This window comes from Streptomyces sp. GS7 (assembly GCF_009834125.1).
Lineage (GTDB): Bacteria > Actinomycetota > Actinomycetes > Streptomycetales > Streptomycetaceae > Streptomyces.
In genome coordinates this window covers 7,459,210-7,483,267 of sequence record NZ_CP047146.1, presented here as the reverse complement: position 1 = coordinate 7,483,267, position 24,058 = coordinate 7,459,210, and the positions used below count along the sequence as shown (strand labels likewise).

Sequence of the window (24,058 nt, the reverse complement as noted above, 5' to 3'; positions counted from 1 at the left end):
TGCTGAAAGTAAGCCACCGGTCACACCGGGTCAATGCCCCGACCAGCGATAGCGCAACTCCGGGCGGCCGACCTGGCCGTACTGCGGGGCGCGGACGGCCTGGCCGCCCGCCACCAGGTGCTCCAGGTAGCGGCGCGCGGTGATCCGGGAGATTCCGACGTCCGCGGCGGCCTCGGTCGCGGTCAGCCCCTCGGCGGCGCCCCGCAGCACATCGGTCACCGCCCGCAGGGTGGCCGCGGTCAGCCCCTTGGGCAGCGAGGCCGGCCGCGGGGCGCGCAGCGCGGCGAGCGCCCGGTCCACCTCGTCCTGCCCGCTGGCCTCCCCGGTGGTCGCGCGGAACTCGGCGTAGCGGACCAGCCGGTCGCGCAGGGTGGCGAAGGTGAACGGCTTGAGCACGTACTGGACCACGCCCAGCGAGACGCCCTCGCGCACCATCGCCAGATCGCGGGCGGAGGTCACCGCGATGATGTCCGCGCCGTGCCCGGCCGCGCGCAGCGTCCGCACCAGCTGGAGTCCGTGCCCGTCCGGCAGGTAGAGGTCGAGCAGCAGCAGGTCTACCGGGTGGTGGTCGAGATGGCGGCGCGCGTCGGCGCACGAGTGCACGGTGCCGGACACCGCGAAGCCCGGCACCCGCCCCACGTACAGGGCGTGCGCGGCGGCGGCGACCGGATCGTCCTCGACGACCAGGACCCGGATGTCGGCAGGGCTCACCGGGCACGTCCTTTCGCCGCCGGGCGGCCGGCGGGGCGGGGGAGAGGGCGCCTCATGGTGCCACCCGCAGCGGCAGCCGGACGGTGAACCGGGCGCCGCCGTCCGGCCCCCGGCCGAGGACGATCGTGCCGCCGTTGCGCCGGACCGCCTGCCGGACCAGCGCGAGACCCAGTCCGCGAGAGCCGCCGCGGTTGCCGCCCCCGGCGGGCTCCTTGGTGCTCCAGCCGCGCCGGAACACCTCGTCGGTCGCGTCCGCGGCGACCCCGGGCCCGTTGTCCGCGACGCACAGCAGCAGTTCCCCGGCGTCCGCCCGCGCGCTCACCCGCACCTGCGGGGGCACGCCGTGCTCCTGCGGCGGGGCCGCGGCGTCGATGGCGTTGTCGACGAGGTTGCCCAGCACGGTCACCAGGTCGCGGGCCGGCAGCCGCGGCGGCAGCAGCCCGTCGTCGATCCGGCTGTCCGGGGTGAGGACCAGCTCGACGCCGCGCTCGCCGGCCTGGGCGGCCTTGCCGAGCAGCAGCGCGGCCAGCACCGGTTCGGCGACCGCGCCGACGACCCGGTCGGTCAGCGCCTGGGCCAGCTCCAGCTCGGCGGTGGCGAACTCCACCGCCTCCTCGGCGCGCCCCAGTTCGATCAGCGAGACCACCGTGTGCAGCCGGTTGGCGGCCTCGTGCGCCTGCGAGCGCAGCGCCTCGGCGAAGCCGCGTACGGAGTCCAACTCGCCGGACAGCGCCTGGAGTTCGGTGTGGTCGCGGAGGGTGACGACGCTGCCGCGGTGCTCCCCGCCGGAGACCGGGGAGGAGTTGACGACCAGCACCCGCTCGCCGGTCAGATGCAGCTCGTCGACCCGCGGGCCGGCCGCCCGCAGCGCCTCGGTCAGCGGCTCCGGCAGCCCCAGCTCGTCGACGGTGCGGCCCACCGCGTCCTGCGACAGGCCCAGCAGCTCCCGCCCGCCGTCGTTGATCAGCGCGACCCTGCGCTGCCCGTCGAGCATCAGCAGCCCCTCGCGGACGGCGTGCAGCGCGGCCTGGTGGTAGTCGTGCATCCGGCTCAGCTCGGCGGCGTTCATCCCGTGGGTGTGCCGGCGCAGCCGGGCGTTGATCACGTACGTTCCGGCGCCGCCCAGCGCCAGCGCCGCCGCGGCCACCCCGGCCAGCGCCAGCACCTGGTCCCGCAGCTGCTCGCTGATCGACGCGATGGTGATCCCGGAGCTGACCAGCGCGGTGATCCGGCCGCCCTGCCCCGGGTCGCGGACCGGCGCGACGACCCGCACCGACGGGCCCAGCACGCCCAGGTGCGTCTCGGCGAAGATCCGGCCGTGCAGCGCGGGCCCGATGTGCCCCAGGTACTTCCCGCCGATCGCGGACGGCTCCGGATGCGTCCAGCGCGTCCCGTCCGGCGCCATCACCACCACGAAGTCGACCCCGGCGTCCCTGCGCAACCGCTCGGCGTACGGCTGGAGCACGGCCGTCGGGTCCTTCGTCCGGGCCGCCGCCACCACCGCCGGGGAGTCGGCCACGGCGGTGGCCGCCGCGGTCGCCTGCCGGCGCGCGGTCTCCTCCGCCTGCCGCCCCGCGCTGAGGTACGCGAACACCGCGCAGCCCGCGACCACCACCGCGACCAGCACGACCTGCATGGCGAAGAGCTGCCCGGCGAGGCTGCGGGGGCCGCGCAGCCGCCAGGGCCGTCGGGGCCGCCGGGGACGGGGGAGGCGCATGCATAACAGTCTGCACGGTCACTTTTACGTGAACGAAATGTACGTAAGGGTGACGGGCGCCACACGGCCATGCATAGTCGCCGGGACTTGTTGTGCGCCGGAGCCGCAGATCGGCGCAGAACCGCAGACCCGAGGAGGCAGCCGTGGCTGCACAGACCCCGCCGTCCGGGGACACCGCCGAGGAGACCCCGCCGGCCAAGCGGGACCGGACCCATTTCCTCTACATCGCCGTCATCGCGGCGGTCCTGCTCGGCATCGCCGTGGGCTTCGCCGCACCCGGCTTCGCCGTCCAGCTCAAGCCGCTCGGCACGGGGTTCGTGAACCTCATCAAGATGATGATCTCGCCGATCATCTTCTGCACCATCGTGCTGGGCGTCGGCTCGGTCCGCAAGGCGGCCAAGGTCGGCGCGGTGGGCGGGCTGGCCCTCGGCTACTTCATGGCGATGTCCACCGTCGCGCTGGCCATCGGCCTGGTGGTCGGCAACATCCTGGAGCCCGGTTCCGGCCTGCACCTGACCGAGGCGCTCCGGCACGCCGGCCAGGCCCAGACCGCCGGCGGCCACGAGTCGACCACCGACTTCCTCCTCGGCATCATCCCGACCACCCTGGTCTCCGCCCTCACCAAGGGCGAGGTGCTCCAGACCCTGCTGGTGGCGCTGCTGGTCGGCTTCGGCCTCCAGGCGCTGGGCCCGGCCGGCGAGCCGGTGCTGCGCGGGATCGGCCACCTCCAGAAGCTGGTCTTCCGGGTGCTGTCGATGATCATGTGGGTGGCGCCGGTGGGTGCCTTCGGCGCCATGGCCGCCGTCGTCGGCGCCACCGGCGTGAAGGCGCTGACGTCCCTGGTCGCCATCATGACCGGCTTCTACGTCACCTGCCTGCTCTTCGTGATCGTGGTGCTCGGCGCACTGCTGCGGCTCTGCGCCGGGGTGAACATCTTCGCGCTCCTGAAGTACCTCGGCCGCGAGTTCCTGCTGATCCTGTCCACCTCCTCCTCGGAGTCGGCGCTGCCGCGGCTGATCGCGAAGATGGAGCACCTGGGCGTCAGCCGCCCGGTCGTCGGCATCACCGTCCCGACCGGCTACAGCTTCAACCTCGACGGCACCGCCATCTACCTGACGATGTCCTCGCTGTTCGTCGCCGAGGCGATGGGCAAGCCGCTCTCCCTCGGTCAACAGGTCTCGCTCCTGGTCTTCATGGTCATCGCGTCCAAGGGCGCGGCCGGCGTCACCGGCGCGGGCCTGGCGACCCTGGCCGGCGGCCTCCAGTCGCACCGCCCCGACCTCGTCGACGGCGTCGGCCTGATCGTCGGCATCGACCGCTTCATGAGCGAGGCCCGCGCGATGACCAACTTCGCCGGCAACGCGGTGGCCACCGTCCTGATCGGCACCTGGACCAAGGAGGTCGACAGGGCCCGGGTCGCCGAAGTGCTCGCCGGCCGGCTGCCGTTCGACGAGCGGATCCTGGCCGCCGACGCCCACGGCACACCGCCCGCCCCCGAGGCCGCCGCGCCGCGGGACGGTGCGGAGAAGACGTCCGCGACGGTCTGACGCTCCCCCGGCCAACGCCGGGCGGTGCCCGAGACGCGCAGGACGCGCAGGAGGGGAGAAGGGGCGGGCGCCACGGGGCGCCCGCCCCTTCGGCGCGGTCCCCCTGTCCGGCTGTCCGGCTATCCGGGCAGCAGCCAGAGCGTGGCCAGCGGCGGCAGGACCGCCGCGACGGAGCGCTCGCGGCCGTTCCAGGGGACCGGTTCGGCGGGCAGGGAGGCGGGGTTGGCGACGCCGCTGCCGCCGTAGCGGGGGTCGTCGGTGTTGAGGACCTCGCGCCAGGCGGGGACGCGGTCCGGGACGCCGATGCGGTACGCGTGGCGCACGACGGGCGAGAAGTTGGTCACCGCGACGAGCGGGCTGCCGTCGGCGGCGTGGCGGAGGAAGGAGAAGACGTTGTCCTCGCTCGCGCCGCCGTCGATCCACGAGAAGCCCGCGGGGTCGGTGTCGCGCTCCCACAGAGCGGGGAGGGCCGCGTACCGGCGGTTGAGGTCGCGCACCAGATCGCGCACGCCCCGGTGGTCCGGCTCCGCCTCGTACGACGGGTCCAGCAGCCACCAGTCCGGGCCGTGGCTCTCCGCCCACTCCGCGCCCTGGGCGAACTCCTGCCCCATGAAGAGGAGTTGCTTGCCCGGGTGGGCCCACATGAAGCCCAGGTACGCGCGGTGGTTGGCGCGCTGCTGCCACCAGTCGCCGGGCATCTTCGACACCAGGGCGCGCTTGCCGTGCACCACCTCGTCGTGCGAGATCGGCAGGACGTAGTTCTCCGAATAGGCGTAGATCATCGAGAAGGTCATCTCGCCGTGGTGGTACTTGCGGTGCACCGGCTCCTTCTCGACGTAGCCGAGGGAGTCGTGCATCCAGCCCATGTTCCACTTCAGCCCGAAGCCCAGCCCGCCGAAGCCGCCCGCCCCGACGTGGTGCGTGGCGCGGGTGACGCCGTCCCAGGCGGTGGACTCCTCGGCGATGGTGACGACGCCCGGGCAGCGCCGGTAGACCGTCGCGTTCATCTCCTGGAGGAAGGCGACCGCGTCCAGGTTCTCCCGCCCGCCGTGGGCGTTCGGCGTCCAGCCGCCGTCCCCGCGCGAGTAGTCGAGGTAGAGCATCGAGGCGACCGCGTCCACCCGCAGCCCGTCGATGTGGAACTCCTCGCACCAGTACACCGCGTTGGCGACCAGGAAGTTGCGCACCTCGGTACGGCCGTAGTCGAACTCCAGCGTGCCCCAGTCCGGGTGCGCGGCCCGTGCCGGGTCCCCCGGCTCGTACAGCGGGCGCCCGTCGAACTCGGCCAGCGCCCAGTCGTCGCGCGGGAAGTGCGCCGGCACCCAGTCCATCAGCACGCCGATCCCCGCCCGGTGCAGCGCGTCGATCAGGAACCGGAAGTCGTCCGGGGTGCCCATACGGGCGGTGGGCGCGTAGAAACCGGTCACCTGGTAGCCCCACGAGCCGCCGAAGGGGTGCTCGGCGACCGGCATGAACTCCACGTGCGTGAATCCCAGGTCCTTGACGTAGGAGGGGAGTTGGGCGGCCAGCTGGCGGTAGGTGAGACCGGGCCGCCAGGACGGGAGGTGGATCTCGTAGACCGAGAACGGCGAGGTGTGCACCGGCCGCGCACCGCGCCGGGCCATCCAGTCGGCGTCCCGCCAGCGGTAGTGCGACGCCTCCACCACCGACGCGCTGGCCGGCGGGCACTCGGTCCGGCGCGCCATCGGGTCGGCGCGCACGGTCTTCGAGCCGTCCGGCCGGGTGATCTCGAACTTGTACAGCTCGCCCTCGCCGATGCCCGGCAGGAACAGCTCCCAGACCCCGGACGACCCCAGCGACCGCATCGGGAAGCCGGTGCCGTCCCAGTAGTTGAAGTCCCCGACGACCCGCACCCCTTGGGCGTTGGGTGCCCACACCGTGAAGCGGGTGCCGAGCACGCCCTGGTGTTCCATGGTCCGCGCCCCCAGCGCCTGCCACAGCTGCTCGTGCCGGCCCTCGCCGAACAGGTGCAGATCCAGCTCCCCGAGCGCCGGCAGAAAGCGGTACGGGTCCCGTACGGTCAGCCGGCCGCCGTCGCCGTAGTCGACCAGCAGCTCGTAGTCCGGGACCGCGCGCAGCGGCAGGACGCCGGCGAACAGCCCGTCCCCTTCGGAGCGGAGCGTGGCCCGCAGCCCCTTCCCCACGACCGTGACGGCCTTCGCGTACGGCCGCAGCACCCGGATCCGCAGTCCGCCGGACACCGGGTGCGCGCCGAGCAGGGCATGCGGGTCGTGGTGCGCGCCGCCGAGCAGCCGCCCGCGGTCCTCGTCGGACAGCGGCTCGGCGGCGGGCAGCGGCCGGCCGCCGGCGGCCGGGGCGGGGGCCTGGGGAGCGGCCTGGGGGGCGGCGGCCCGTGCGGTGGGGTCGTGTGGCGGGGGGCCTCCGGGACGGAGCCCCGGGGAGAGTCCGTCCGGGGTGGTGGCGGGGGGTGACGGCGATGCGGGGGAGCATCGCGAAGCGATTCCGTCCGGGGTGGTGGCGGGTGACGGCGATGTGGGGGAGCATCGCGAAGCGATTCCGTCCGGGGTGGTGGCGGGTGACGGCGATGTGGGGGAGCATCGCGAAGCGATTCCGTCCGGGGTGGTGGCGGGTGACGGGCGGGCGGTCACGAGGGGGCCTCCTAGGGGCGGGTTCGGTCGGTGCCTGGCGGGTGGGGCGGGCCCGGCGTACGGGCGTGGGTCAGCCGGCCGCCCCCGGCTCCCCGCAGGCCGCCAGCCGGCGGATCGCCGCCATCGGCACGGACAGCCAGTCGGGCCGGTGCCGCGCCTCGTACAGCACCTCGTAGACGGCCTTGTCCGTCTCGTAGGCGCGCATCAGTTCCGGGGCGGAGCGCGGGTCCAGGCCGCCGGCCTCGGCATAGCCCAGGCAGTAGGCGGCGCGGGTGCGGCGGGCCCAGTCCAGCGCCCAGGGGTCGCCGCCGGCCGGTCCGCTGCGGGCCGCGTAGTCGAAGGAGCGGAGCATCGCCGCCACGTCGCGGACGGCCGGCTGGGGGCGGCGCCGCTCGGCCAGCGGCCGGGCCGGTTCGCCCTCGAAGTCGATCAGGGACCAGTGGCCTCCCCGGGCCGAGCGCAGCGTCTGGCCCAGATGGAGGTCGCCGTGGATGCGCTGGGCGGCCCAGCTGCGGCCGTCGTGGCCGACCGCGGCGAGCGCGTCGAAGGCGGTGCGCAGCCGCCCGCGGTAGGGCTGGAGTACCGGTACGGCGCGCGCGGTCGCCTCCAGCCGCTCGTGCATCTGGGCGGCGATCACCTCCAGCTGCGGGCGGCGCAGTTCGGTGGTGGGCAGGGTCTGGGCGAGCGCGGTGTGCACCTCTGCGGTGGCATGGCCGAGGGCCCGTGCCGACCCGGTGAAGTCGGCGCGCACCGCGAGCGCGTTGAGGGCCAGCTGCCAGCCGTCCGCCGAACCGGGCAGGAACGGCTGGAGGACGCCCAGCGTGGTCGCCTCGCCGGTCTCCTCGGGGGTCGCCGCCTCGAACCAGGCGGCGGGGGCCGGGACCCGGGCGCACTGGGCGCCGGCCAGGGCGCGCGGCAGCTCCAGGTCCGGGTTGACACCGGGCTCGATCCGCCGGAAGACCTTCAGAATGAACGTATCTCCATAGACGATGGACGAGTTGGACTGCTCGACGGCGATCGGCCGGGCGGTCAGCCCGGTGGGGATGTCGGTGTCCGGCTCCCGGCAGAAGCGCAGCGCCCCGATCCGGCCGGGGACCCGCAGCCGCTCCAGCAGCAGCCCGCAGAGCCGGTTGTCGAGCAGCGCGTCGTAGACGGTGCGGCCGCGCAGCGGGCCGCCGGCCGGGCGGCCGATCACCGCGGGCGCCAGCTGCGGCGGCGGCGCGGGATGGGCGCCCAGCAGCAGCTGGTAGCAGTCCCCGCCGGCCGGCGCGCGGCCCGGCGGGGCGCTCTGCTGGGCGCGGATCAGCATCTGGAGCAGCCCCGGTGTGCCGCCGCCGCCGTCGCCGTCGCCGTTGGACGGCAGCAGTTCGGTCGCCGAGACCAGCGTGAAGCCGGTGATCAGCCGTCCCTTGCCGGCGAACCAGCGCTGGCGGGGCACCCATTCGGCGAGCAGCGGTGCCAGCGAGGACAGCAGGTCGGGGGCGGTGACCAGCGGGCGGTCAGGGGTGTTTCGGGTGGCACGGGTCGAGGCGGTGTCCGACATGGCGTCGCGTCCTTTCCCCGGGCACACGACAGATAGGCAAAGTGTCCCGGAATGCGGCCTTCACTGAGCGGCGGTATGGGACGTGTCGGGCGAGATCGTCCGTACGCGCGCGCGTTTTCGGCGTTTCTGGGCGTTCGCTTCGCTGTGCGGCGGTGCTCCCCCGAACTCTGACGAGCAGGGGGGACCCTCGCCCCCGAGCTCTGACGAGCAGGGGACCCCCACCCGGGCCGGGGGGACCGTCCATGGCCCTCGCGGCCCGTGCGGTAGTAGGGAGGTTGCCCGAGCCGAAGGTCAGAAAACGCCCGTACGCGCCGGCAGGCCGCGTACGGGCGGGGAGCAACCCGGGGCCCGTGCCCGGTGGGGCAGGAGCTAAGCGGGGTTCTTGCGCAGTCGGAACCAGTAGAAGCCGTGGCCCGCGAGGGTCAGCAGGTACGGCAGCTGGCCGATGGCGGGGAAGCGCACGCCGCCGATGAGTTCCACCGGATGGCGGCCGTTGAAGGACTGCAGGTCCAGCTCCGTCGGCTGCGCGAAGCGCGAGAAGTTGTGCACGCACAGCACCAGGTCGTCGTCCGCGCCGTCGCTGCCCGGCGCCTCCCGCAGGAACGCCAGCACCGCGGGGTTCGAGGAGGGCAGTTCGGTGTAGCTGCCGAGCCCGAACGCCGGGTTCTGCTTGCGGATCTCGATCATCCGGCGGGTCCAGTGCAGCAGCGACGACGGCGAGCTCATCGCGGCCTCGACGTTGGTGACCTGGTAGCCGTAGACGGGATCCATGATGGTCGGCAGGAACAGCCGGCCCGGGTCGGACGAGGAGAATCCGGCGTTGCGGTCCGGCGTCCACTGCATCGGCGTGCGCACCGCGTCGCGGTCGCCGAGCCAGATGTTGTCGCCCATCCCGATCTCGTCGCCGTAGTAGAGGATCGGCGAGCCGGGCAGCGAGAGCAGCAGCGCGGTGAAGAGTTCGATCTGGTTGCGGTCGTTGTCCAGCAGCGGGGCGAGCCGGCGGCGGATGCCGATGTTGGCGCGCATACGCGGGTCCTTCGCGTATTCCGCGTACATGTAGTCGCGCTCTTCGTCCGTGACCATTTCGAGGGTCAGCTCGTCGTGGTTGCGCAGGAAGATGCCCCACTGGCAGCCGGAGGGGATCTGCGGGGTCTTGGCGAGGATCTCCGAGACCGGGTAGCGGGATTCACGGCGGACCGCCATGAAGATGCGCGGCATGACCGGGAAGTGGAAGGCCATGTGGCATTCGTCGCCGCCGACCCCGTAGTCGCCGAAGTAGTCGACCACGTCCTCCGGCCACTGGTTGGCCTCGGCCAGCAGCACGGTGTCCGGGTAGTGCGCGTCGATCTCCGCGCGGACCCGCTTGAGGAAGGCGTGCGAGGCGGGCAGGTTCTCGCAGTTGGTGCCCTCCTCGGCGTAGAGGTACGGCACCGCGTCCAGCCGGAAGCCGTCGATCCCCAGGTCGAGCCAGAACCGCAGGGCGGAGATCATCTCCTCCTGGACGGCCGGGTTCTCGTAGTTGAGGTCCGGCTGGTGGGAGAAGAACCGGTGCCAGTAGTACTGCTTGCGGACCGGGTCGAAGGTCCAGTTGGAGGCTTCGGTGTCGACGAAGATGATCCGGGCGTCGGCGTACTGCTTGTCGTCGTCGGCCCAGACGTAGTAGTCGCCGTACGGCCCTTCCGGATCGGTACGGGATTCCTGGAACCACGGGTGCTGATCGCTGGTGTGGTTCATCACCATGTCGATGATGACCCGCATTCCGCGGTGGTGCGCGGCGTCCACGAACTCCACGAAGTCGGCCAGGTCGCCGAACTCGGGGAGTACCGCGGTGTAGTCGGAGACGTCGTAGCCGCCGTCCCGCAGCGGGGACTTGAAGAACGGCGGCAGCCACAGACAGTCCACCCCCAGCCATTGCAGGTAGTCCAGCTTGGCCGTGATGCCTTTGAGGTCCCCGATGCCGTCGCCGTTGCTGTCCTGGAACGAGCGCACCAGGACCTCGTAGAAGACGGCCCGTTTGAACCATCCGGGGTCCCGGTCCTTCTCCGGGGTGTCTTCGAACGTGTCGGGAACAGGCTCATTGACGATCAATTGGGTGACCCTCCGATCGGTGAGGACGGTCGCAGTGACAGCACATGAGCGGGCGCGAGCGAACTGCCCGGCTCCAGGCGCACATAGTTGTCCCTGCCCCAGTGGTAGGTGTCGCCGGTGAGCTCGTCGCGCACCGGGAAGGAATCGTGCCGGCCGAGGCCGAGTTCCGGCATGTCCAACGACACCGTCGCCTCGTGGGTGTGGTGCGGGTCGAGGTTGACCACTGTGAGCACCGTGTCGGCTCCGTCGCCGTGCCCCTCGCGTTTCGAGTAGGCGATGACGGCGTCGTCGTCGACGCGGTGGAAGTGCAGGTTGCGCAGCTGCTGGAGTGCGGGATGGCGGCGGCGGACCCGGTTGAGGGCGGTGATGAGCGGGGCGATGGTACGCCCCTCGCGGGCCGCGGACTCCCAGTCGCGGGGCCTGAGTTGGTACTTCTCCGAGTCGAGGTACTCCTCGCTGCCGGGCCGCAGCGGGGTCCCCTCGCACAGCTCGTACCCCGCGTAGACGCCCCACGTCGGGGAGAGGGTGGCGGCCAGCACGGCGCGCACCTCGAAGGCGGGCCGGCCGCCCTCCTGGAGGTAGGCGTGCAGGATGTCGGGGGTGTTCACGAAGAAGTTGGGCCGCAGGTAGCCGGCGCTCTCGCCGGTCAGCTCGGTGAGGTACTCGGTCAGCTCCTGCTTGGTGTTGCGCCAGGTGAAGTAGGTGTACGACTGGTGGAAGCCGATCTGGGCGAGGGTGTGCAGCATCGCGGGGCGGGTGAACGCCTCGGCCAGGAACAGCACGTCCGGGTCGGTGCGGTTGATGTCGCTGATGACCTTCTCCCAGAACGCCACCGGCTTGGTGTGCGGGTTGTCCACCCGGAAGATCCGAACGCCCTTGGCCATCCAGAAGCGCAGCAGCCGCTCGGTCTCGCGGACCAGCCCGCGGAAGTCGCCGTCGAAGGCGATGGGGTAGATGTCCTGGTACTTCTTCGGCGGGTTCTCCGCGTAGGCGATGGAGCCGTCGGAGCGGTGGTGGAACCACTGGGGGTGCAGGGTGACCCAGGGGTGGTCGGGGGAGCACTGGAGGGCGAAGTCCAGCGCCACCTCCATCCGCAGGTCGCGGGCGGTCCGTACGAAGTGGTCGAAGTCCTCGAAGGTGCCCAGTTCGGGGTGGAGCGCGTCGTGGCCGCCGGCCGGCGAGCCGATGGCCCAGGGGGAGCCGACGTCGTCCGGGCCCGCGGACAGCGCGTTGTCGGGGCCCTTGCGGAAGGACGTGCCGATGGGGTGGACCGGCGGGAGGTAGACCACGTCGAAACCCATCGCGGCGACCGCCGGCAGCCGCTCGGCGGCGGTCCGCAGGGTGCCGCTCGCGGCGGTGCCGTCCGGTCCGGTGACGGCGCCCTCGGAGCGCGGGAAGAGCTCGTACCACGAGCCGTACAGGGCTCGGCGGCGCTCGACGACGAGCGGCATCGGGCGTGAGACGGTGAGCAGTTCGCGCAGCGGATGGCGGTCCAGGGCCTCGACGACCTCCGGGGCGAGCGCGGCGGCGAGTCGGGTGGCGGCCGGCCGGCCGGTGTCGCGCAGCGCGTCGACGGCGGTGAGCACGGACTCCCGGCCGTCGCTCTTGGGGACCTCGGCGGCGGCCCGTTCGTGCAGCTCGGCGCCCTCGGCGAGCACCAGCTCGGTGTCGATACCGGCCGGGATCTTGACCGCGGCGTGCTTGCGCCAGGTGGCGACCGGGTCGGACCACGCCTCCACGGTGAACGTCCAGCGCCCCTCGATCCCCGGCGTGACCTCGGCCGTCCACCGGTCGGTGCCCGGTGCCCGCTCCCGCATCGGGGTCCAGGGGCCGCAGCGGCCCGCGGGGTTGCGCAGCACCACGTTCGCGGCGACTGCGTCGTGTCCTTCGCGGAAGACGGTGGCCGAGACCTCGAAGGTCTCGTCCACCACCGCCTTCGCCGGGCGACGGCCGCAGTCGATCTGCGGGCGGATGTCCAGAACAGGGATGCGACCGATCATGGGCTCACCTGGGCTTGTGATGCTTTGCGGGGTTTTGTCCTTTGTATCCGCTCCACGGTAGGAGGACGGGGTGCGGGCATGGGCGCTCCTGTCCGCTTTCACTCTGCTGGCGGATGGCACGGCGGACCGGATCGGGTCCTGCGGATCGTGTGCGAGGAACGGCGTACCCGGTGAGCCTTCCCGTGCGGGGTGGCCGGGAAATCAGCCGGAACGTGAACTACTGATACGTAACCGCTCACGCCCCGCGATCCGGCGGGCAGGGCCCGGCGCCCTGGCGGGCGGCGGTGGCTCGGTGCTGCCACGGTCGGCGTTCGCCTCCTCAACTCGGTGTGATCACAGCGGAGTTGCGGTGTGCGGAAGTCCGGTGCCGCGCCGGGGCCCGTCGGCGCGCCACCGCAGCCTCTCGCCGCGGCGGGGTCCGTACAAGAGCGCACCAGGGGGTGGAATCGGCCATATCGGCGGACCGGGCGGTAGCGGGGCGGCGGCATGCGAGCGGGGCGGTGCCCGGAACACTTCCGGACACCGCCCCGCTCCTGGGGTGGGAGCACCCCGGTGCGCTCGGTGCGCGATCGGGCGGGTGCCCAATCAGCCGTTGCGCGAGTCTGCCTGACGCTATGTCAGCAGATGGCTCACTTGACGTTGACGCCGGTCCAGGCCGACTCGACGCCCTTGACCTCGGCGCTGTCCGCACCGTAGAGGTCGGTGGCGGCCTTGACGGTCGCCTCGCGGGCGGCCTTGTAGTCGGTGGTCGAGGTCATGTAGGCGGTCAGCGCCTTGAACCAGATCTTCTCGGCCTTGTCCCGGCCGATGCCGGTGACCTTGGAGCCGTCGGCGGTCGGGCTGTCGTAGTGGTCGCCGTTGGCGTCCTTCGGGCCGCTGCCCTCGGACAGCAGGTAGAAGAAGTGGTTGGCGATGCCGGAGGAGTAGTGGACGTCGACGTTGCCGGCGTCGGCGCTCCAGTTGTCCAGCGACTGGCCGTCCTTGCTGGGCTTGTCCATGTAGCGCAGCGGCTTGCCGTCGCCGTTGATGTCGATCTTCTTGCCGATGAAGTAGCTGCCCGGCTCGGCGGGGTTCTTGGCGTAGAACGCGACGGAGGCGCCGAAGATGTCCGAGGTGGCCTCGTTCAGGCCGCCGGACTCGCCGCTGTACTCCAGCTTCGCGGTGGCCGCGGTGACGCCGTGCGACATCTCGTGGCCGGCCACGTCCAGCGCGGTCAGCGGCTTCTTGTTGCCCTGGCCGTCGCCGTACGTCATGCAGAAGCAGCCGTCGTCCCAGAAGGCGTTGACGTAGTTCTGGCCGTAGTGGACGCGGGAGGTCGCGCCCTTGCCGTCGCCCTTGATGCCGCTGCGGCCGTGCACGTTCTTGTAGTAGTCCCAGGTCTCCTGGGCGCCGTAGGCGGCGTCGACGGCGGCGGTCTGCGGGTTCTCCGGCTTGCCGTCGCCCCACGTGTCGGTGGAGTTGGTGAAGAGCTTGCCGTTGCCGCTCTCGCTGCCGCCGAGGTCGAACGTCTGGTGGCCGCCGCGGCTGTCGTCGGTCAGCTCGTAGCCGTTGCCGCCCTTCTTGCTGGCGACGTCGACCTTGCCGGCGTACTCGCTGTTGCCGACGCCGTTCTCGATGCCCTGGTACTGGAAGAGCTTCTTGCCGGTGTTCGCGTCGGTGATGACGTGCAGCTCGTTGGGGGTGCCGTCCTTCTGGAGGCCGCCGACCACGGTCTCGTACGCCAGCACCGGGGTGCCCTTGGCGGCCCAGATCACCTTGCGCGGCGTCTGCGCGTCGGCCTTCTTGGCGCCGATGGTCTTGGTGGCGGTCGACTCGGCGGCCAGCGCGGCCGCCTTGGGGGCGATCTTCGCCGTGGTGGAGGGCACCGCGATGGCGGACTTCGCCGCCTTGGTGGTGCTCTTGATCGCGCCGCCCTTGGCGGTGTGCACCACCAAGTCGCCGCCCAGCACCGGCAGTCCGGCGTAGGTGCGGTCGTAGCGGGTGTGCGTGGTGCCGTCGGCGTCCTTGATGACGTCCCTGGCGACCAGCTGCTCCTGGGAGCCGAGGCCGAGCGCCTTCGCGGTCTGCGCGCGGGCGGCACCGGCGTCGCGGAGCAGTTCCGCGCGGTGCGAGCCGCTCAGCTTGAGCGGGGAGCCGCCCTGGGCGGAGGCGGTGGGGGCGGGGGAGGCTCCGGCGGTACCGGCGGTGATGCCGGCGGCGAGCAGGGCCGCCGCCGCGAAGGCGGTACCGGCCACACGGGTCTTACGGGATATGCGGGGGGTCACGCGTGCTCCTTCAACTTTGCCAAATGGTGGGGGTGCAAAGCGATGCGGGTGTGACATGCGTCGGGAAGACTGCCATTCGAACGCGTGCATGTCAGGGGGGTGTAAAGAGGTTGTCCGAAACTCGTTCGTGGAGAGGTGCACGCTGTCCGCATAACGGAGCCGGGCGCCGCCCCCGGAAGGCCGGGAGCGGCGCCCAACTTGTCCGCAGAGCGGGTGAGTTGCCGGAATCCAAGTGACGCCGTGGCGCCTCTTTCATATACAGGTGACGATCAGGTGGACACGCACCGTCAGAACGTCAACTTCCAGCCGTTGAGGGTGCCGGTGTCGCCGGGGTAGACGTCCCGGACCCGCAGCTTCCAGGTGCCGCGCGCCGGCTTCGCGGAGGCGTTGACGGTGTAGGTCGCCTTCACATCGGCGGCCGCGTCACGGGAGTTCGCGTTCTTCAGCCGGTAGGCCGTGCCGTCCGGGGCGAGCAGGTCGATCACCAGGTCGCCTCGGTAGGAGTGGGTGATGTCCACCCCGACCTTCAGGGTGCCGGGGGCGTTGCCACTGCGCTTGACGGAGATCGGCGAGGTGACCGCCGCACCCGCGTCCGGGATCGCCACCTTTGCGGTGCTCTCGAAGACCGTGCCGCCGCCGTCCGTGACGCGGGAGCCGACGTTGACCGCGGCCCAGGTGTCGGCGACCGTGTTGTACGTGGCGCTGCCCTGGCCGAAGAGGTCGGCCGCGGCCTGGAGGGTGGCGGTGCGGGCGCCCGCGTAGTCGGTGTTGGCGTTCATGTACTGGGTGAGCGCCTTGAACCACACCTGCTCCGCGTTGGCCCGGCCGATGCCCGGGACCGGCAGGTTGTCGGAGGTCGGGCTGTCGTAGTGGACGCCGTTGATGTCCTTGGGGCCGCTGCCCTCGGACAGCAGGTAGAAGTAGTGGTTGGCGACGCCGGAGGAGTAGTGGACGTCGAGGTTGCCGACGTCGCTCGACCAGTAGTCGGCCGAGGAGCCGTCCTTGGACGGCTTGTCCATGTAGCGCAGCGGGGTGCCGTCGCCGTTGATGTCGATCTTCTTGCCGATGAGATAGCTGCCCGGGTCGGCGGGGTTGTTGGCGTAGAACGCGACGGAGGTGCCGAAGATGTCCGAGGTCGCCTCGTTGAGACCGCCGGACTCGCCGCTGTAGTTCAGGGCCGCGGTGGCCGCGGTGACGCCGTGCGTCATCTCGTGGCCGGCCACGTCCAGCTCGGTCAGCGGCTTCTGGTTGCCCTGGCCGTCGCCGTACGTCATGCAGAAGCAGCCGTCGTCCCAGAAGGCGTTGACGTAGCTGTCGCCGTAGTGGACGCGGGAGTAGGCGCCGACGCCGTCGCCCCGGATGCCGGTGCGGCCGTGCACGTCCTTGTAGTAGTCCCAGGTCTCCTGGGCACCGTAGGCGGCGTCGACCGCGGCGGTCTCGGCGTTCTGCGGGGTGCCGTCGCCCCAGGTGTCGGTGGAGTTGGTGAGCAGCGAACCGGTCCCGGACGAGCCGTGGTTGAGGTCGTAGGTCTTGTGGTTGCCGCGGGTGGCGTCGGTCATCGTGAAGCTCGGCGACGAGCCGGACGTCCCGATGGTGACCTGGCCGCTGTACTCGCTGTTGCCGATGCCGTTCTCGATGCCCTGGTACGCGAAGATCCTGGCGCCGGTGGTGGCGTCGGTGACGACGTGCAGCTGGTTGGGGGTGCCGTCGTCCTGGAGGCCGCCGACCACCGTCTCGTACGCCAGCCGCGGGGTGCCGTCGGCCGCCCAGACCACCTTGCGCGGCGCCTTCGCCGCCGCCGTCCGCTTCGAGCCGCGGGCCTGGGCCGCCTTGACGGCCTTCGCCGCGGCGGCGGCCGGTGTGATCCTGGCGGTGGTGCCCGCCAGCGTGAGCCGTGCGCGGACGGCCCTGGTGACGCCCTTGAGCGCACCGCTCCTGGCCTGGTGCACCACGAGGTCGCCGCCGAGGACCGGCAGGCCCTGGTAGGTGCGCTCGTAGCGGGTGTGCAGGGTGCCGTCGGCGTCCTTCTCGACGTCCTTGACGACCAGCTTCTCCTGGGCACCGAGCCGCAGTTGCCGGGCGGTGGCCGCGGTGGTGGCGGTGGCCTTCCGTATCAGCTCCGCACGCTGGGACGGGGAGAGCTTGGCCGGCAGCGCGCCGGCGAACGGCGTGGCGTGCGCCGTGCCGGGACGGGCCGCGGCGCGCGGCTCGGCCGCTCCGGCGCCGGCCTGTGCGCCGACGGCCAGCAGCGCGGTGGCCGCGACGAGCGCGCAGGCGGCGGTGGTGCGTCTGGGGCGGGTCGGTGCATGGGGGGTGCGTCTCACACTGACTCCTTCTGCGGGGCCGCCGGCCTCGGGGAGGGCGGAGGCTGAGGGGGACCGGGCGGCGGAGCGGCCGTCCGGGCAGAGCGAGGCAGAACGGTGGAGCGTGTGGGGGGAACAGGTGGTGCGAGAGAGGCGACCGCCCGGGATGGCGCTGTGGGGGATCCGTGCGGTGGTTGCCGGGAAGAGTGCCACCGCCGCCGGGCGATTGTCAGGTGCAGTCCAACTAATTGGCCGGAAAACGTCCGTTGGGCGAAATCGATGTCCGGAAGCCGGACAGCGGGCCGGATTCCGAGGCGCAGCCCTCAGGCAGGGGCGGGCGAACCACCTTCATCGTCGGCGCAGTTGGGGATGCCGGAACGGCCGACCGTCACCCGACGCTCTCCCGCCACGCCCGGTGGAGCTGGGCGAACCGGCCCCCGGCGGCGGCCAGTTCGGCCGGGCTGCCGTCCTCGACGATCCGGCCGCCGGCCATCACCAGCACCCGGTCGGCGATCTCCACCGTCGACAGCCGGTGGGCGATCACCAGGGCCGTACGGGCGCGCAGCACCGTGGCCATGGCGCGCTGCACCGCGCGCTCGCCCGGGATGTCCAGCGAGCTGGTCGCCTCGTCCAGGATGAGGACGGACGGGTCGGCGAGCAGCGCGCGGGCGAAGCCGACCAACTGCCGCTGGCCCGCGGAGATCCGGCCGCCGCGCTTGCGGACGTCGGTGTCGTAGCCGTCCGGGAGGGCGGCGATGAAGTCATGGGCGCCGATCGCCTTCGCGGCCCGCTCCACCTCCCCGCGGGTGGCGTCCGGACGGCCGACGGTGATGTTGTCGGCGACCGTACCGGAGAACAGGAACGCCTCCTGGGTGACCATGACGACCTCCCGGCGCAGCTCGGCGCCGGCCAGTTCGCGCAGGTCGACGCCGTCCAGCAGGACCCGGCCCTGGGTGGGGTCGTAGAAGCGGGCCAGCAGCTTGGCCAGGGTGGACTTGCCGGCGCCGGTGGCGCCGACCACCGCCACGGTCGTGCCCGGCGCGAGCGCGAGGTCGAAGCGCGGCAGCACCTCGGCACCCGTCCGGTACGCGAACCGGACACCGTGGAAGGCCACTTCGCGGCCGGGCCGGGCGGGCGCCGCGGCCGGCAGCGCACGCGGTGCGGCGGGCTCGGGCACGGTCGGCCGCTGGGCGAGCAGCCCGGCGATCTTCTCCAGCGAAGCCGCCGCCGACTGGTAGTCGTTGAGGAACATCCCGAGGCGGTCGATGGGGTCGTACAGCCGGCGCAGATACAGCACCGAGGCGGCCAGCACACCGAGGACGAGAGTGCCGGTGGCGACGCGGTAGGCGCCCCACAGGACGATCGCGGCGATCGCGATGTTGGCCACCGCCCGGGAGCCGACGGTATAGCGCGCCATCTCCAGTATCGCGTCGCCGTTGATCCGCAGATGGCGGTCGTTCAGCCGGGCGAAGGCCGCGTCGTTGGCCCGCTCGCGGCGGAACGCCTGCACCGGGCGGATGCCGTTGAGGGTCTCCGCGAAGCGGACGATGACGGCCGCGACGGCGGTGGACCGCTTCTCGTACGCGCGCTTCGAGCGGCGCTGGAAGGAGCGGACGAGGAGCGCCAGCGGCACCGCGGAGACCAGGGCGGCGGCGCCGAACCCCCAGTCCAGCCAGAGGAGGGTCACGGTGATGTAGACCGTCGAGAGGGCGACCGTGACCAGCTCCTGGAGGCCCTCGTCGAGGAGTTCGCGCAGCGACTCCACGTCGGTGGTGGCCCGGGAGATCAGCCGGCCGGAGGTGTAGCGCTCGTGGAAATCCAGGCTGAGCGCCTGCGCGTGCCGGAAGATCCGGTCGCGCAGCTCGACCAGCACGTCCTGGCTGGCCCGGGCGGAGAGCCGGACGAAGGCGCACTGCAGCCCGCCGGCCGCCGTGGCGCACAGCGCCGCCACCACCGCCACCGCGATCAGCGGACCGTGGTCGCCCGCCCGCAGCGCCGGCACCGCGCGGTCGAGGGCGTAGGCGACCAGCAGCGGTCCGGTCTGCAGGGCGACCTGCTGGAGCAGCAGCACGAGGGCGGCGGCCCGGACGCGCCCGCGGTGCGGCGCCAGTAAGGACCGCAGCAGTGCGCGCGAGGCGCCCTTGGGGGTGGGCAGCCGGTCGGCCGCGAAGGCGTCGGGGGCGGCCTCCCGGGGGCGCCGCCCGGAGGGGGCGTCGTCCCGTTCGCCGCTGCTGTCCGGGTCGTCGGCCGGCAGGCCGGTCGCCGTGGTCGTCATCGGGCGCTCTCCCCCTCGCGCGGTCCGCTGCGGTCGGTACGGGTGGTGCCGCGGCCGGCTCCGGTGACCGGGCCGCCGTCCCGGGCGGGACCGCCGTCCTCGGGCTCCGCCGCACCGGACATCAGCGCGGCGTACTCCGGGCTGTCCCGAAGGAGTTGGTGGTGGGTGCCGACCGCGGCTATCCGGCCGCCCGACAGCAGAGCCACCCGGTCGGCGAGCAGGACCGTGGACGGGCGGTGGGCGACGACCAGCGCGGTGGTGCCCGCCAGGACCTTCCGCAGCGCCGCCTCCACCAGGGCCTCGGTATGGACGTCGAGGGCGGAGAGCGGGTCGTCGAGGATCAGGAAGCGCGGCCGGCCGACCACGGCGCGGGCCAGGGCCAGCCGCTGCCGCTGCCCTCCGGACAGGCTCAGCCCCTGCTCGCCGACCTCGGTGGCGGCGCCCTGGGGGAGCGCAGCCACGAAATCGTCGGCCTGCGCCACCTCCAACGCCCGCCGCAGGGCTGCGTGGTGGTCCGTCCTCCGGGCGGTGGCGAGGCCGGTGCGGTCGGCAGGGGCGTCGCGCTCGCCGTGGCCGTCCTGGCCGTGCCGGCCGTCCTGGCCGTGCTGCGCGTCCTTGGCGTCCGGGGTGCCCGACGCGCCCATGAGGACGTTCTCCGCCACGGTCGCCGAGAACAGGGTGGGCTCTTCGAACGCCACCGCCACCATCGCCCGCGCCTCGTCCCGGCCGAGCGTGGCCAGATCGCGGCCGTCCAGGGTGATCCGGCCCGCCGTGGGGTCGTACAGCCGCGGCACCAGCGCCGTCAGTGTGGTCTTCCCGCTGCCGGTCGCCCCGACCAGCGCCATCGTCTCCCCGGGCCGGATGCGCAGGTCGACGCCTCGGAGGGTGGCCGGGGTGCCCGGCGGCGCGTCCGGGTACCGGAACTCGACCGCTTCGAAGACCAGGCCGCCGACGGGCGGCGCACAGTCGGCCGGGCCGCCGCCGGCGACGTCCGCGGCGCGCGGCCCGTCCCCGTCTGCCGCCCCCTCCGCTGCCCGGCCCGCCGTCCCGTCCACTGCCCGGTCCACTGCCCGGTCCGGTGCTGCCGGGTCGTCCGGCAGGGGCTCGTCCATCACCTCGAAATAGCGGTCGGCCGCGGTCGCCGCCGCACTGCTCATCGCCAGCAGGAAGCCGATCGAACCCACCGGCCAGCGCAGCGCCAGCGCCGTGGACAGGAAGGCGACGAGCGTCCCCGCGGACAGCCGGCCGTCGGCCACCTGGACCGCCCCCAGCACCAGCGCGGTGCCCACCGCGAGCTCCGGGAGGAGGGTGTTGAAGCCCCAGATGACGGACAGCAGCCGGGCCTTGCGCAGTTCGGTCGTCCGGACCGACCGGGTCAGCTCCTTGAAGGCGCGGGCCTGGCTGCGGTGGCGGCCGAACCCCTTGATGATCCGGATGCCGAGGACCGACTCCTCGACGACCGTCGTCAGATCGCCCACCTGGTCCTGCGCCCGGCGCGCGGCCTGCGCGTACTTGGCCTGGAAGACCGAGCACATCACCATCAGCGGCAGCATCGGCGCCAGCAGCACCAGCCCGAGCGACCAGCGCTGGGCCAGCAGGATCGCACAACCCACCGCGATCGTCGTGCCGTTGACCACCAGGAACGTCAGCGGGAAGACCAGGAACAGGCGCAGCACCGTGAGATCCGTCGTGGCCCGGGAGAGCAACTGCCCCGATGCCCAGCGGTCGTGGAAGGCGACCGGCAGCCGCTGCACACGGCGGTAGAGCGCCTCGCGCATCGCGGCCTCCACCCCGGCCGTCGGCCGCGCCACCAGCCACCGCCGCAGCCCGAACAGGCCCGCCTCGGCGAGCCCGAGCAGCAGCAGGAAGCCGCCGCCCCACCACACCCCTCCGGTGTCGCCGGTCACCACCGGCCCGTCCACCAGCCACTTGAGGACCAGCGGGATGACCACGCCGATGCACGACGCGACCACCGCCACGAACGCGGCGGTGAACAGCCGCGCCCGCACCGGCCGCACGAACGGCCAGAGGCGCAACAGCGAGCGCACGGCGGAGAGTTGGACCGGCTCGGCCGGGTCCGCCGGGTCGGTCCGGGGCGTCGGGTGCGTGGTGAGTGCCATCACTCGCGAGCGTACGGCGAGCCACTGACAACGCTCATGCGGTTTTGCGGCATACGGGTCTTCCGCATACGGTCTCCCGCTTTCCGGAACATGACGTTCCGCGAGCTGTGAGCCACCGGGCACCGGCCACCAGCCGGTTTCCGCTACGCCGGCACCACCCGGAACAGCAGCACCGTCCGCCCGGGCACCGCCACCTCGCCCCCCGCCGCGTACCGCACGGCCGTCCGCGCCCCGCCGTCCGTCGCACCGTCGGCGTCCGCCCCCTCGGCCGAGGTGTCCACGACCAGCTCGTACGCACCCGCCCACGGCGGCCCCGGCAGCGTCACCGCCCGCGGCTGCGCGCCGGCGTGCAGTACGGCGAGGAAGCTGTCGTCGACGATCCGGATACCGCGGTCGTCGCGCTGCGGGATGTCGTTGCCGGACAGGTACATGGCCAGGGTGGCGCCCGGCGCGTACCAGTCCGGCTCGGTCATCTCCGTGCCGTCCGTGCCGAACCACGCCAGATCGCGCAGCCCGCCGTGCCGCTGCGGCCGGCCGGAGAAGAACGCCCGGCGGCGGAGCACCGGATGGGCGCGGCGCAGCGCGATCAGCCGGGCGGTGAGGGCGGCGAGCGCCCGCCAGTGGGGGTCGTCGAGGAGCGACCAGTCCAGCCAACTGGTGGGGCCGTCCTGGCAGTAGGCGTTGTTGTTGCCGTGCTGGGTGCGGCCCAGCTCGTCACCGGCGACCAGCATCGGGACCCCGGTCGACAGCAGCAGGGTGGTCAGCAGGTTGCGCAGCTGGCGGCGGCGCAGCGCGGTGACGCCGGGGTCGTCGGTCTCGCCCTCGGCGCCGCAGTTCCAGGACCTGTTGTCGTGGGTGCCGTCCCGGTTGTCCTCGCCGTTGGCCTCGTTGTGCTTGTGCTCGTAGGTGACCAGGTCGCGCAGGGTGAAGCCGTCGTGCGCGGTGATGAAGTTGACCGAGGCGTACGGGCGCCGGCCGCCCCAGGCGTACAGGTCGCTCGACCCGGAGAGCCGGTAGCCCAGGTCACGGACGTCCTGCGCGCCGCCGCGCCAGAAGTCGCGGACGGTGTCGCGGTAGCGGTCGTTCCACTCCGTCCACAGGGGCGGGAACGCGCCCACCTGATAGCCGCCGGAGCCCACGTCCCAGGGCTCGGCGATCAGCTTGACCCGGCGCAGCACCGGGTCCTGGGCGATCACCGCGAGGAACGGCGAGAGCATGTCGACGTCGTGCAGGGAGCGGGCCAGCGCCGCCGCCAGGTCGAAGCGGAAGCCGTCCACCCCCATCTCGGTGACCCAGTAGCGCAGCGAGTCGGTGATCAGCCGCAGCACGTTGGGCTGCACGACGTGCAGGGTGTTGCCGCAGCCGGTGTAGTCGGCGTAGCGGCGGGCGTCGCCCTGGAGGCGGTAGTAGCCGCGGTTGTCGATGCCCCGGAGGGAGAGCGTCGGGCCCAGTTCGCCGGCCTCCGCGGTGTGGTTGTAGACGACGTCCAGGATCACCTCGATACCGGCGTCGTGCAGCGCCCGCACCATCCGCTGGAACTCGCCGACCTGCTGGCCCCGGGTACCGGTGGCGGCGTACCCCGCGTGCGGCGCGAAGTAGCCGATGGAGTTGTAGCCCCAGTAGTTGCGCAGCCCCCGGCGCACCAGATGGTCCTCGTGCGCGAACTGGTGGACCGGCAGCAGCTCGACGGCGGTGACGCCGAGCCGGGTCAGATGGTCCAGCGCGGCCGGGTGCGCCAGCCCCGCGTAGGTGCCGCGCAGCTCCTCCGGGATGCCGGGGTGACGCATCGTGAAGCCCCGGACGTGCAGCTCGTAGAGGACGGAGTCCGGCCAGGGCGTCTTGGGCCGCCGGTCGTCCCGCCACGCGTCCCCGCCCTCGCCGTCGGCGACCACCACCCCCTTCGGGACGTACGGCGCCGAGTCGCGGTCGTCGCGCACCGTGTCGGCGTACTGCTGCTGCGGCCAGTCCCGGGCGTGCCCGTAGAGCTGGGCGGGCAGCGCGGGCCCTCCGGGGCCCGCTTCCGTGTACGTGCCGAAGTCGCCGTCCACCGCGCGGGCGTACGGGTCGAGCAGCAGCTTGGCCGGATTCCAGCGGGCGCCCGTCCAGGGGTCCCAGCGGCCGTGCACCCGGTAGCCGTAGCGCTGCCCCGGGCGGGCGCCGGGCAGGAAGCCGTGCCAGATCTCGTGGGTCAGCTCGGTGAGGGGGTGGCGGGTCTCCTGCCCTTCGTCGTCGAAGAGGCAGAGCTCGACGGCCTCGGCGCCGCCCGCCCACAAGGCGAAGTTGGTGCCCGCGACGCCGTCCGGCCCGGTGCGGCAGCGGGCCCCGAGGGGCGTCGGGCTGCCGGGGCGGACGTCCGCGGGCGCGGTGAGAGGTTCCCCCGCCACCGCCTCCTGCTCGGGTGCGCTGGACACTGCCGGCCTCCTGCGGCTTCGGGCTCGGTCGAGTGGTGGCCCCGAGCCTGGCGGCGCTCCCCCAGCTCACACTGGGGGGACCCCCACCCAGCGTGAGCTGGGGGAGTCCCGGCCGCGCGCGGGCCCACCGCCCGCAATGTCGTGCTGCGTCGTGCGGTGCCTGCTGCGTCGTACTGTGTCGTGCCGCGCCGTTCCGCGTCGATCCCCGTCGTCCACGGCGATCCTCGTTCCGTGTCGATCCCCGCCGTTCGGCGTCGCCCCCTCGTGCCGCGTCGCCCAGCGTCGTGCTGCCTTCTGCCGCACTGCTCGGCGTCATGCTGCGTTGGTCTCCGTTGTTCTTCCCGCAACCGGGCGTTGCCTCACGCTTCCCGTCGCCGCGGACATCCGGTGCTTTCGCCGCCCGCCCGCGCACCGTCCCCACCCCCCGCCGCGATCCCCGCCATGACATT

12 protein-coding genes are annotated in these 24,058 nt (G+C 72.7%); 1 reads left to right on the top strand and 11 read right to left on the bottom strand.

All coding sequences use genetic code 11. From position 1 onward, the window contains the following. Positions 1-30: 30 nt before the first annotated feature. Both GR130_RS32400 and GR130_RS32395 read right to left on the bottom strand, forming a co-directional pair. On the bottom strand, positions 31-711 hold the full coding sequence (locus GR130_RS32400; RefSeq protein ID WP_159507997.1) for a response regulator: 681 nt from the start codon (positions 709-711) through the stop codon (positions 31-33). A gap of 52 nt (positions 712-763) precedes the next feature. Next, complete coding sequence (locus GR130_RS32395) at positions 764-2,428, bottom strand: sensor histidine kinase (RefSeq protein WP_159507996.1); 1,665 nt, start codon at positions 2,426-2,428, stop codon at positions 764-766. A gap of 143 nt (positions 2,429-2,571) precedes the next feature. Here GR130_RS32395 and GR130_RS32390 point away from each other — a divergent pair, with 143 nt between their 5' ends. Next, a complete protein-coding gene (locus tag GR130_RS32390) occupies positions 2,572-3,975 on the top strand; it encodes a cation:dicarboxylate symporter family transporter (RefSeq protein WP_159507995.1) in 1,404 nt (467 codons plus the stop codon). Positions 3,976-4,094: 119 nt separating this feature from the next. Here the strand turns inward: GR130_RS32390 and glgB are convergent, their stop codons facing one another. From glgB to glgX, 9 genes are all read right to left on the bottom strand, one after another. Then, positions 4,095-6,605 carry a 1,4-alpha-glucan branching enzyme gene (glgB, locus tag GR130_RS32385; protein ID WP_443043708.1) on the bottom strand — a complete coding sequence of 837 codons (2,511 nt, stop codon included), beginning with the start codon at positions 6,603-6,605 and terminating at the stop codon, positions 4,095-4,097. Positions 6,606-6,675: 70 nt separating this feature from the next. Next, positions 6,676-8,148 (bottom strand): maltokinase N-terminal cap-like domain-containing protein, encoded by a 1,473-nt coding sequence (locus GR130_RS32380; RefSeq protein ID WP_201305060.1) that lies wholly within the window; start codon positions 8,146-8,148, stop codon positions 6,676-6,678. Between the two features lie 369 nt (positions 8,149-8,517). Continuing rightward, on the bottom strand, positions 8,518-10,236 hold the full coding sequence (treS, locus tag GR130_RS32375; protein WP_159507994.1) for a maltose alpha-D-glucosyltransferase: 1,719 nt from the start codon (positions 10,234-10,236) through the stop codon (positions 8,518-8,520). Then, positions 10,233-12,236 (bottom strand): alpha-1,4-glucan--maltose-1-phosphate maltosyltransferase, encoded by a 2,004-nt coding sequence (locus GR130_RS32370; RefSeq protein ID WP_159507993.1) that lies wholly within the window; start codon positions 12,234-12,236, stop codon positions 10,233-10,235. The genes treS and GR130_RS32370 overlap by 4 nt, the downstream gene beginning before the upstream one ends. Before the next feature lie 629 nt (positions 12,237-12,865). Further along, entirely contained in the window at positions 12,866-14,500 is a 1,635-nt protein-coding gene (locus GR130_RS32365; protein ID WP_159507992.1) for a M4 family metallopeptidase, read from the bottom strand. A gap of 287 nt (positions 14,501-14,787) precedes the next feature. Beyond that, positions 14,788-16,824 carry a M4 family metallopeptidase gene (locus tag GR130_RS32360; protein ID WP_159507991.1) on the bottom strand — a complete coding sequence of 679 codons (2,037 nt, stop codon included), beginning with the start codon at positions 16,822-16,824 and terminating at the stop codon, positions 14,788-14,790. Between the two features lie 367 nt (positions 16,825-17,191). Beyond that, entirely contained in the window at positions 17,192-19,078 is a 1,887-nt protein-coding gene (locus tag GR130_RS32355) for an ABC transporter ATP-binding protein (RefSeq protein WP_159507990.1), read from the bottom strand. Continuing rightward, on the bottom strand, positions 19,075-21,198 hold the full coding sequence (locus GR130_RS32350) for an ABC transporter ATP-binding protein (protein ID WP_159507989.1): 2,124 nt from the start codon (positions 21,196-21,198) through the stop codon (positions 19,075-19,077). Before GR130_RS32350 ends, GR130_RS32355 begins: the two co-directional genes overlap by 4 nt. Positions 21,199-21,341: 143 nt before the next feature. Next, positions 21,342-23,609, bottom strand: coding sequence for a glycogen debranching protein GlgX (gene glgX / locus GR130_RS32345; protein ID WP_159507988.1), 2,268 nt, complete (start codon positions 23,607-23,609; stop codon positions 21,342-21,344). Positions 23,610-24,058 lie beyond the last annotated feature (449 nt).

What these genes read in the sequence shown, in the direction of transcription:
- GR130_RS32395 (WP_159507996.1), bottom strand. Translation starts at nt 2,428, where the DNA reads ATGCGCCTCCCCCGTCCCCGGCGGCCCCGACGGCCCTGGCGGCTGCGC.
- GR130_RS32380 (WP_201305060.1), bottom strand. Translation starts at nt 8,148, where the DNA reads ATGTCGGACACCGCCTCGACCCGTGCCACCCGAAACACCCCTGACCGC.
- GR130_RS32370 (WP_159507993.1), bottom strand. Translation starts at nt 12,236, where the DNA reads ATGATCGGTCGCATCCCTGTTCTGGACATCCGCCCGCAGATCGACTGC.
- GR130_RS32355 (WP_159507990.1), bottom strand. Translation starts at nt 19,078, where the DNA reads ATGACGACCACGGCGACCGGCCTGCCGGCCGACGACCCGGACAGCAGC.
- GR130_RS32350 (WP_159507989.1), bottom strand. Translation starts at nt 21,198, where the DNA reads ATGGCACTCACCACGCACCCGACGCCCCGGACCGACCCGGCGGACCCG.